Source organism: Mycobacterium sp. SMC-19, assembly GCF_045310815.1.
GTDB lineage: Bacteria > Actinomycetota > Actinomycetes > Mycobacteriales > Mycobacteriaceae > Mycobacterium.
Genome location: NZ_JBJIAM010000023.1, coordinates 1 through 9,754, shown reverse-complemented (window position 1 = coordinate 9,754; position 9,754 = coordinate 1). Strand labels below are relative to the sequence as shown.

The window sequence follows — 9,754 nt, the reverse complement described above, 5'->3', positions numbered from 1 at the left end:
CCGGTGGTCGTGGTGGTGACGCTGGCTCGCTGGGCAACGGTGGCGCCGGTGGCGCCGGTGGTGACGGTGCGGTCGGCCTTGCCGGGCACACCGATGTCAACGGTGATGGCACGACGGGTCTGGCCGGTGGCGCCGGTGGTGTCGGTGGCGCCGGTGGTGCCGCTGGTTCCGACGCCGGCAATGGTGGCGCCGGTGGTGCCGGTGGCCGCGGTGGCACCGGTGGTGTCGGTGGCGCCGGTGCCGATGGCACCGCGGGTACGGATGCGGCCGCCGGTAGCGGTGACACCGGTGGTAACGGTGGCGACGCGACGAACACGGCCGGCAACGGCGGCGTCGGCGGCGTCGGCGGTGCGGGTGGTGCGGGCGGTACTTCCGCGCACGGCACCGCGGGTGCGCACGGTGTCGGTGGTATCGGTGGCGACGGTGGCGCCGGTGGTCAGGCAGGCAATGGTGGTGCCGGTGGTGCCGGTGCCGGAGGCGGTAACGCCGCAGCGGCCGGTTCCGGCGGTAACGGTGGTAGTGCGGCCGCCTCCACTGCGGGCCAGGGCGGAACCGGTGGTAAGGGCGGCTCCAGTGGCGGGTCTGCTTACGCCGCGACCGGTGCGACGGGTGTCGACGGTGCCGAGGGCAATGGTGGTGCCGGTGGTGTCGGTGGCGCAGGCGAGCTCCTTGGCGACGGCACCGCGCAGGCCGGTGGCCAGGGCGGTAACGGTGGCGACGCCGGCACCGATGGCGACGGTGGCGCGGGTGGCGCCGGTGGCCGGGGTGCGACCGGTGAGCACGGCGTCACCGACGGCAATGGCAACGGCACCGCGGGCGCAACCGGTGGTGCCGGCGGCGCGGGTGGCACCGGTGGCGCCGGCGGTACCAACTCCGGCACGGGCGGCGTAGGCGGCGCGGGCGGAACCGGCGGTATCGGTGGTAACGGTGGCGCGGCCGACGACGCGACGGTGGCCGGCAACGCCGGTGGTACCGGCGGTAACGCCGGCGCCGGTGGCCTCGGTGGTGACGGTGGTGCGGGTGGCGTCTCCGCGATCGGCGCCGGTGGTGCCGGCGGTGCCGCGGGTAACGGTGGCGCGGCCGGGCAGGCCGCGGCTGGCGGCGCGGGCCTCGGCGGCGGGGACTTCGACGAAGCGGGCGCCGGTGGCCAAGGTGGCGATGGTGCGGTCGGCGGTGCGGCCGGGACCGCGGGAACCGGGACCGATGGCGGCGCGGCCGGTAGCGCGGGCAATGTCGGTGCGGGCAGCGACGGTGGTGCTGGCGGTGCAGGTGGCAAGGGTGTCGGCCTGGCCAGTGATGGCGTAACCGGGCAGGCCGGCGGCGTCGGTGGTCAGGGTGGCAATGCCGCCACCGATGGCGACGGCGGTGCGGGCGGCGCCGGCGGCGCGGGTGCCAACGGCACGCAAGGCACGACAGACAACAGCGGCAGCGGTACCGCGGGCGGCAACGCCGGTGCCGGTGGCCAGGGTGGCGCCGGTGGTTCGGCCGGATCCAACTCCGGCACCGGTGGTGCCGGCGGTATCGGCGGCCAGGGTGGCGTTGGTGGTAACGGCGGGGCCGCCGACGACGCGACGGTCGCCGGTGCTGCCGGCGGAAACGGCGGCAGTGCCGGTACCGGTGGTGCGGGCGGCAAGGGCGGTGCCGGTGGCTCGTCGGCCAACGGCACCGGCGGCGCGGGCGGTGACGCCGGTAACGGTGGCGCGGCCGGTACCGCAGCTGCCGGTGGCAAGGGCCTCGGCGGCGGAGGAGGTGACGCAGCCGGCGCTGGCGGCGCGGGCGGTAACGGCGCCGACGGTGGCGCGGCGGGAGCTGGCGGCGCCGGCGGAAGTGGTGTCGCGGGCGGTGCCTCTGGCGACGCGGGCCTTGACGGTCTGAGCAGTGATGGCGCGGCCGGCGGTAACGGCGGTGCCGGCAGCGGCCTGGCCAGCGACGGCCTCACCGGTCAGGCCGGCGGTGCCGGTGGTGCCGGTGGTGACGCCGCCGCGAACGGCAACGGTGGTGCCGGCGGCACCGGCGGTGCGGGAGCCGATGGCGCGAACGGAACGACCGACGGCAACGGCGACGGCACCACAGGTGGTGTCGGTGGTGCCGGCGGCGCCGGCGGTGCAGGCGGTGCGGCCGGCAGCAACTCGGGCACCGGTGGTGCCGGTGGTGCCGGTGGTACCGGCGCCTCCGGTGGTAACGGTGGCGCGGCAGACGATGCGACGGTGGCCGGTGCGGCCGGTGGTAACGGCGGTAGCGCCGGCGCCGGTGGTGCGGGCGGTGCCGGTGGTGCGGGTGGCGCCTCGGCGAACGGAACCGGTGGTGCGGGCGGTGACGCCGGCGATGGTGGTGCGGCAGGCACCGCTGCGGCCGGCGGTAAGGGCCTTGGTGGCGGTGGCGCCGACAACGCCGGTAACGGTGGTGCCGGTGGTAACGGCGCCGACGGTGGCGCGGCGGGCAACCTGGGCGCCGGTGGCGCGGGCGTGCAGGCCGGTGCCGACGGTGGTGCGGGTGAGGCCGGTCTGAGCAGTGGCGGTGCGGCCGGTGGTAACGGTGGCGACGGCAGTGGTCTGGCCAGCGACGGCATCACCGGTCAGGCCGGCGGCCAGGGTGGCGCCGGTGGTAACGCGGCCACGAACGGCAATGGTGGTGCCGGCGGCGCCGGCGGTTCGGGCTTCGCTGGAGCTGACGGGTTCACCGACGGCGGAGGCAACGGCACGACCGGTGGTGTCGGCGGTGCCGGTGGCGCCGGTGGCGTTGGTGGTGCGGCCGGTAGCAACTCGGGTACCGGTGGTGCCGGTGGCGCCGGTGGTACCGGTGCTTCCGGTGGCAAGGGCGGCGCGGCAGCTGACGCGACGGTGGCCGGTGCGGCCGGTGGCAACGGCGGTAGCGCCGGCACCGGTGGTGCGGGCGGCGCCGGTGGTGCGGGTGGCACGTCGGCAAATGGCACCGGTGGTGCGGGCGGTGACGCCGGCGATGGTGGTGCGGCAGGCACCGCTGCGGCCGGCGGTAAGGGCCTTGGTGGCGGTGGCGCCGACAACGCTGGTAACGGTGGTGCCGGTGGTAACGGCGCCGACGGTGGCGCGGCGGGCAACCTGGGCGCCGGTGGCGCGGGCGTGCAGGCCGGTGCCGACGGTGGCGCGGGTGAGGCCGGTCTGAGCAGTGGCGGTGCGGCCGGTGGTAACGGTGGCGACGGCAGTGGTCTGGCCAGCGACGGGCTGACCGGTCAGGGCGGTGGTCACGGCGGTGCCGGTGGTAACGCGGCAGCGGTCGGAAACGGCGGTACCGGTGGTACCGGCGGTGTCGGCGCGACTGTCGCCGGCATCACCGACCCCAACGGCAACGGCACCGACGGCTTCCTCGGCGGCGTGGGCGGTAACGGTGGTACCGGTGGTGCCGGCGGTACCACCTCAGGCAATGGTGGTGCCGGCGGTAACGCCGGTAACGGCGGCAATGGTGGCGCCGGTGGCGCCGGTGCGGACGCGACGGTCGCCGACACCGATGGTGGCTACGGCGGTAATGCCGGAGCCGGCGGCCAGGGCGGTACCGGTGGTAGTGGCGGTGTGGCCAACAACGGCACCGGTGGTGCCGGCGGTAACGCCGGTGACGGTGGCAACGCCGGCATCGCGGGCAACGGTGGTACCGGCCTCGGTGGTGGCGGCGCTGCCAACGCGGGCGCCGGTGGTGCCGGCGGCGCGGGTGCGGACGGCGGAAGTGCGGGAACCGAAGGCGTCGGCGGCACCGGCACTCAGGCCGGAGCCCAGGGTGGAGCCGGCAACGGTGGCCAGGGCAGCGACGGTGGTGCCGGCGGCCAGGGCGGTGCTGGTATCGGCCTGATCAGCGCAACCAACACTGGCCAGGGCGGTGGCGCCGGCGGTGCCGGCGGTGACGGTTCGTCGGTGCGCAACGGTGGTGCCGGCGGTAACGGTGGCACCGGTGCGACGGTCGACGGAATTACCGACATCAACGGCAACGGCACCGATGGTGCCGACGGTGGTGCCGGTGGCGTCGGTGGCGTCGGTGGTGCCGGCGGCTCGGTCTCCGGCAATGGTGGTGCCGGCGGTAGCGGCGGCGCCGCAGGCCACGGCGGCAACGGTGGCAACGGCGCCGACGGAACTGCCGGTATCAACGCCGGTGCAGGCACCGGCGGTGACGGAACCAACGGTGGCGACGCCGGCGACGGCGGCAAGGGCGGCAACGGCGGCCAGGGCGGCAACGGCGGTGCGGGCGGCAGTGCCACCAACGGTTCGGCTGGCGCCACCGGGGTCGGCGGCGTCGGCGGCAACGCCGGTGACGCGGGCAACGCCGGTAACGGCGGCCAGGGCGGCCACGGTGCCGGCGGCGGCGCCGGGGCCAAGGCTGGCAACGGTGGTGCCGGCGGCCAGGGCGGTGTCCGTGGCGAGGCCGGCGCGACCGCTGGTGAAGGCGGTTGGAACGGCGACAACACCGACCAGGCCGCCAACGGTGCTGCCGGTGCCGCGGCGACCGGCGGTAACGGCGGTGCGGGCGGCAACGGTGGTGCCGGCGTGGTGCACGCCGATGCATCGCCTCAGGCCGGTGGCGATGGTGGCCGCGGCGGCGCGGCCGGACCGGTCGGCGTCGGCGGCGCCGGCGGTAACGGTGGAATCGGTTCGGCCGGCACCGCAGGTGTCGACGGGACCGTCGACGGTGCGGGCAACGGCGGCAGCGGAACCAGCGGCGGTCTCGGTGGTGCCGGTGGCGCTGGTGGTGACGGCGGCGAAGGCGGCAGCATCTCCGGTGACGCCGGCGCCGGTGGCGCTGGTGGGGCCGGTGGCGCGGGTGGCCGCGGTGGCTCCGGCGCCAACGGTGCCAATGCCCCATCGGTGACATTCGGCAGCGGGCTATCCGGCGGCAACGGCGGCTACGGCGGCGACGGTGGCTCGGGTGGTCTCGGTGGCAACGGTGGCGCCGGTGGTGTCGGCGGCACGGCAACGCTCGGCAACAACGGTGCGGCCGGTGCCGGTGGCGTCGGCGGTCAGGGTGGCGCCGCGGGCAACGCGGGTAACGGCGGTACCGGTGCCAACGGCGCCGGCGGCGGCTCGAACGCGATTGCCGGTAACGGCGGTGACGGCGGTGACGGCGGTGACCGTGGCGCGATCGGCCTCGGCGGTAAGGGCGGCCTGAGCGGCGACGGCCACCAGGCCGTCAACGGTGGCAACGGCGGTGCGGCGACCGGCGGTAACGGCGGCGCCGGCGGTCGCGGTGGCAACGGTGCCGTGTTGGCCAACGGCAACCCGCAGAGCGGTGGCGCAGGCGGACTCGGCGGTGACGCCGGCACCTACGGCAACGGTGGCGTCGGTGGCGCCGGTGGCGCCGGCAGTGTCGGCGGCAATGGCGCCAGCGGCTCAGCCAGCTCGGTCAATGGCATCAGTGGCCAGTCCGGTGGTTCAGGCGGCGACGGCGGCGCCGGCGGCAAGGGCGGCTCGATCGCCGGCAACGGCGGCGCGGGCGGCGGCGCCGGAGCTGCGGGCAACGGTGGCAACGGTGGCAACGGCTTCCAGGGCAAGGCAGGTCTTGACGCGGTCGCCGGAACCGGTGGAGCCGGCAGCAACGGCGGCAACGGCGGTAACGGCGGCAGCGGCGGTAACGGTGGTAACGGCGGCAACGGCGGTGCCGGTGGTACCGCCACCAACGGCACAGCCGGCACCAATGGCCTGGGCACAATCGGCGGCAACGCCGGTAACGCCGGAACCGGCGCGGACGGCGGTCGCGGTGGCAACGGTGCCGGCGGTGGTGTCAACAGCCTCGCTGGATCCGGTGGTAACGGCGGTGCCGGTGGCAACGTCGGCACTGCCGGTATCGGAGGCACCGGCGGCTACAACGGCGATGGTGTAACTCAGCGGGCCGACGGCACCGACGGATTGGCGGGCGCACACGGCGGTAACGGCGGTAACGGCGGTAACGGCGGTAACGCTCAGGGCACCAGTCAGGCCGGCGGTAAGGCCGGTAACGGCGGCGACGGCGGCAACATCGGTAACGGCGGTAACGGCGGTAACGGCGGTTCCGGTACCACCGGCGCGGCCGGGATCACCGGTGGCGACGGCAACGGAACCGACGGCGCGTCGGGCACTGCCGGTGCGATCGGCGGTAGCGGCGGTAACGGCGGCTCCATCTCCGGTAACGCGGGTAACGGCGGCAATGGCGGTAACGGCGGCAGCGGCGGTGCGGGTGGCAACGGCGCCCTGGGCACGGGCGGCTCGGCAGGCGGCAGCGGCGGTGACGGCGGCAACGCCGCATCCGGTGCGGCCGGCGGCAAGGGCGGCAGCGCCGTCAACGGCACCGCGGGTAACGGCGGTAACGGCGGTAACGCCGGGAACGCGGGTAACGGCGGTACCGGTGCCAACGGCTCGGGCGGTGGCAACAATGCGATGGCCGGCGCAGGCGGCAACGGCGGCGACGGCGGTGACCGCGCTGCGGCAGGCCTCGGCGGTGCCGGCGGTACCGGAACGGGCGGCCCGGGCAAGGCCGGCATCGACGGCGCTCTCGGAGTCGGCGGCAATGGCGGCAACGCCGGCCACGGCGGTACCGGCCAGGTGCTCGCCGATGGGTCTTCCCAGGCCGGCGGTAACGGCGGCATAGGTGGCGCGGCCGGCACGATCGGCAACGGTGGTGCCGGTGGTAACGGCGGCGCCGGCGCTTTGGGTGCCAACGGAATCATCGATGGCAATGGCGACGGCACCAACGGTGCCGACGGCGGCATGGGCGGCAACGGTGGCGTGGGTGGCGCCGGTGGCAGCATCTCCGGTAACGGTGGCGCCGGCGGCCGCGGCGGTGTCGGTGGTACCGGCGGCATCGGTGGCGTTGCGCAAGGAACCGACGGGCAGAATGCGGTGGCCGGTAGCGGCGCCGACGGTGGCGACGGTGGCGACGCCGGTCTCAGCGGTAACGGCGGCGCCGGTGGCCACGGTGGTGCGGGTGCCCTCGGCGGCGCCGCGACCAACGGAACCCAGGGCAGCACCGGTGCCGGCGGCGTCGGCGGCAACGGCGGCGCGGGCGGTGCGGCCGGGCGCGGTGGCAACGGCGGTAACGGTGCCGGCGGCGGTGCCGACCACACGGCCGGCGACGGCGGCGACGGTGGCGCCGGCGGTTACGCCGGCTACGGCGGTAGCGCCGGAAATGGCGGCGTCGGCGGTGACAACACCATCGCGGCCAACGGCAAGGCCGGCGCGGACGGCAACGTCAGCACCGGCAACGGTGGTAATGGTGGTGCTGGCGGCACGGGTGTCATGCTCGGTGACGGCGTCGCCCAGTCCGGCGGTAGCGGCGGTGACGGTGGTGCCGGCGGAGCTGTCGGTAACGGCGGCAACGGTGGGGCCGGCGGTGCCGGCGCTACCGGCACCAACGGCAGCACCGAGGCATCCGGCGACGGCACCAACGGTGTGGCCGGCGGTGACGGTGGCCACGGCGGTAGCGGCGGTGCGGGCGGCAGCCAGGCCGGTAACGGTGGCGCCGGCGGCGTCGGTGGCGCGGCGGGTTCGGGCGGTAACGGCGGCGACGCCGCCGACGGCACTGCGGGTGTCGATGCGGCAGCGGGCACCGGCGGCACCGGCACCGACGGTGGCGATGCCACCGGCACGGCGGGCAACGGTGCGGACGGCGGTGTCGGCGGAAACGGCGGCTTCGGCGGCAGCTCTGCCCACGGCACCGCGGGCGCTGACGGCGTGGGCGGCAAGGGCGGCAACGCCGGTAGCGCCGGTAACGCCGGTGACGGTGGTCGCGGCGGTAACGGTGCCGGTGGCGGCGGTGGTGCGGTGGCCGGATCCGGCGGTAACGGCGGTGACAGCTCGAGCACGGCAGGAACCGCTGGCACAGCCGGGGCCGGCGGCTGGAACGCCGATCACACCGCGCAGGCGGCCGGTGGTAAGGCGGGGGCTGCCGGTAGCACCGGAAACGGTGGCGTCGGCGGTAACGGCGGTACCGGCACCAATGCCGTGCTGGGCGGGGCGGCCGCCCAGCAGGGTGGCGCCGGTGGCGCCGGTGGCGACGCGGCACTCAACGGCAACGGTGGTGCGGGCGGTACGGGTGGCGCGGGCGGACTCGGGGCCAACGGCACTACCGGAACAACCGGAACGACGGGTGGCTCGAAGGCTCCTGGCGGAACCGGCGGTATCGGTGGCGACGGAACGGCCGCGGCCGCCGGCGGTGCCGGCGGCGCGGGCGGTGCCAGTGGTACCGAGTCCGGCAACAGCGGCGTCGGTGGCAAGGGTGGCGCAGGCGGTACGGGCGGCAACGGCGGTGCCGGCGGTACGGGTGGTACGGGTGGTTCCGGCTCCAAGGGCAACACCGCCGGGGCCGGCGGTCTTGGCGGCAACGGCGGCACCGGCGGCACCGGCGGGGCGTCCGGCCAGGGCGGTGCCGGAGGCACCCTCCGCAACGGCGGCGGCATCGCCGGCGCCAACGGCGCCGACGGCGCGGACGGCAAGGGCGGCAACGGTGGTAACGGCGGCAAGGGCGGCATCGGCGGTAACGGCAGTACCGGTAAGAACGGCTGGACTGCCGGTGCCGGCGGTAAGGGCGGCACCGGTGGTACCGGCGGCACGAGTGGCTCTGGCCAGGGTGGTCTGACCGGTGGCGGTGGCACCGCAGGCAGCAATGCCAGCGGTACCGACAACGCCACACCCGGCCAAGGCGGTGCCGGCGGTACCGGAGGCAAGGGCGGCGGATCGTGATGATCCGCCGCCCCTGGCGACCGGCGCTAGGCGTCTTCGCTGTAGGCCGGAATGTCCTCGGGCGTTCGCGGCCAGGCGAACAGCGCGACGCGCTGGTTCCACTTCTCCACGTAGTGTTCGCCAAGGAACGCCCCACCACGTCGCTCCCAGAATCGGCGCCCGTACGAGCTTTCGCCGGCGAAGGTGTCCCCGAGGACTCGTCGGCACTGCGGTTCGATCTCGAACACGCTTTCCACGAATCCGCGGAACATGATGGCCCCGTGCCCGTGCTCGACCATGTCGAGTTCGGCGATGGCTGCGTGCAATCCGATGTCGTAGGGGTCGGCGTCGTAGATGGTCGCGATGTCGTCTTGGGCGGCCCGGAACAGCTCCATGTAGCCCATCGGACGGCCGTCAATGCTGAACACGTACGGCCGGGAGTAGTTGCCCTCGAATTGGATGCCCAAGTGTTGACGCCACTGATCGGCCGGGTAGTCGTAGTGCCACGTCTCGACCAGGTGCGGCCGGTTCATCCACTCGGAGATCATCTCGGCGTCGCCGTCCGGGTCTGCGAAGCGAACGCTGTACGGGGCGGGGAATATCGGCAACGGCGGGGCCGGAACCGCACGGACCTCGTCGGTCACGTTAGCCAGTTGTCGTGCCATCAGCGAGCTCATGGCGCACCGGAACCCGTTGTTGTTGAGTCGGTTTCGGTAATCACTACAGGTTCCTCCTGGAAGTCCTTTGACGGCAACGCCGTCGCCAATGGGTTCGCCCATGATGCCACGACAACCGACCGGCGGCGGGGCCGAAATGCCGAACGGCACCGCCAGAACAAGCACCCGAAGTTCCCCCAGCGGTGCTGAGACATCAGCACCGTAAAACACTCAAAAACTTGATCCGAGAAGACATCACCGACATGGGTTCGCAGCAGAATAGGGAGTCCCACATGACTGGAAAGCAGCACCGCGCAGAGCGTCGTGGTTTCACGGGCGCCGTTCGTCGCCGGAGTGGCCGAGTGGCAGCTGCCGGTAGTGCGGTTGGGGCGTTTTTGGCGTTTGGGTTGTCGCCGTTGTCTTCGGCGCCTGTTGCGCATGCTGATG

The 9,754-nt window shown here is 74.5% G+C and carries 3 protein-coding genes; 1 reads left to right on the top strand and 2 read right to left on the bottom strand.

Annotated features, from left to right (window positions below):
• Positions 1–8,672 (top strand): hypothetical protein (locus tag ACJH5R_RS22830; RefSeq protein ID WP_406783019.1); only part of this gene is annotated, 8,672 nt, incomplete at its 5' end.
• 26 nt (positions 8,673–8,698) lie between these two features.
• Here ACJH5R_RS22830 and ACJH5R_RS22825 read toward each other — a convergent pair.
• The gene (locus ACJH5R_RS22825; RefSeq protein ID WP_406756746.1) at positions 8,699–9,316 is read right to left on the bottom strand and encodes a GNAT family N-acetyltransferase; all 618 of its coding nucleotides are present in this window, start codon (positions 9,314–9,316) and stop codon (positions 8,699–8,701) included.
• A gap of 8 nt (positions 9,317–9,324) precedes the next feature.
• Positions 9,325–9,754: hypothetical protein (locus tag ACJH5R_RS22820; RefSeq protein ID WP_406783018.1), on the bottom strand; the 430-nt coding region annotated here is incomplete at its 5' end.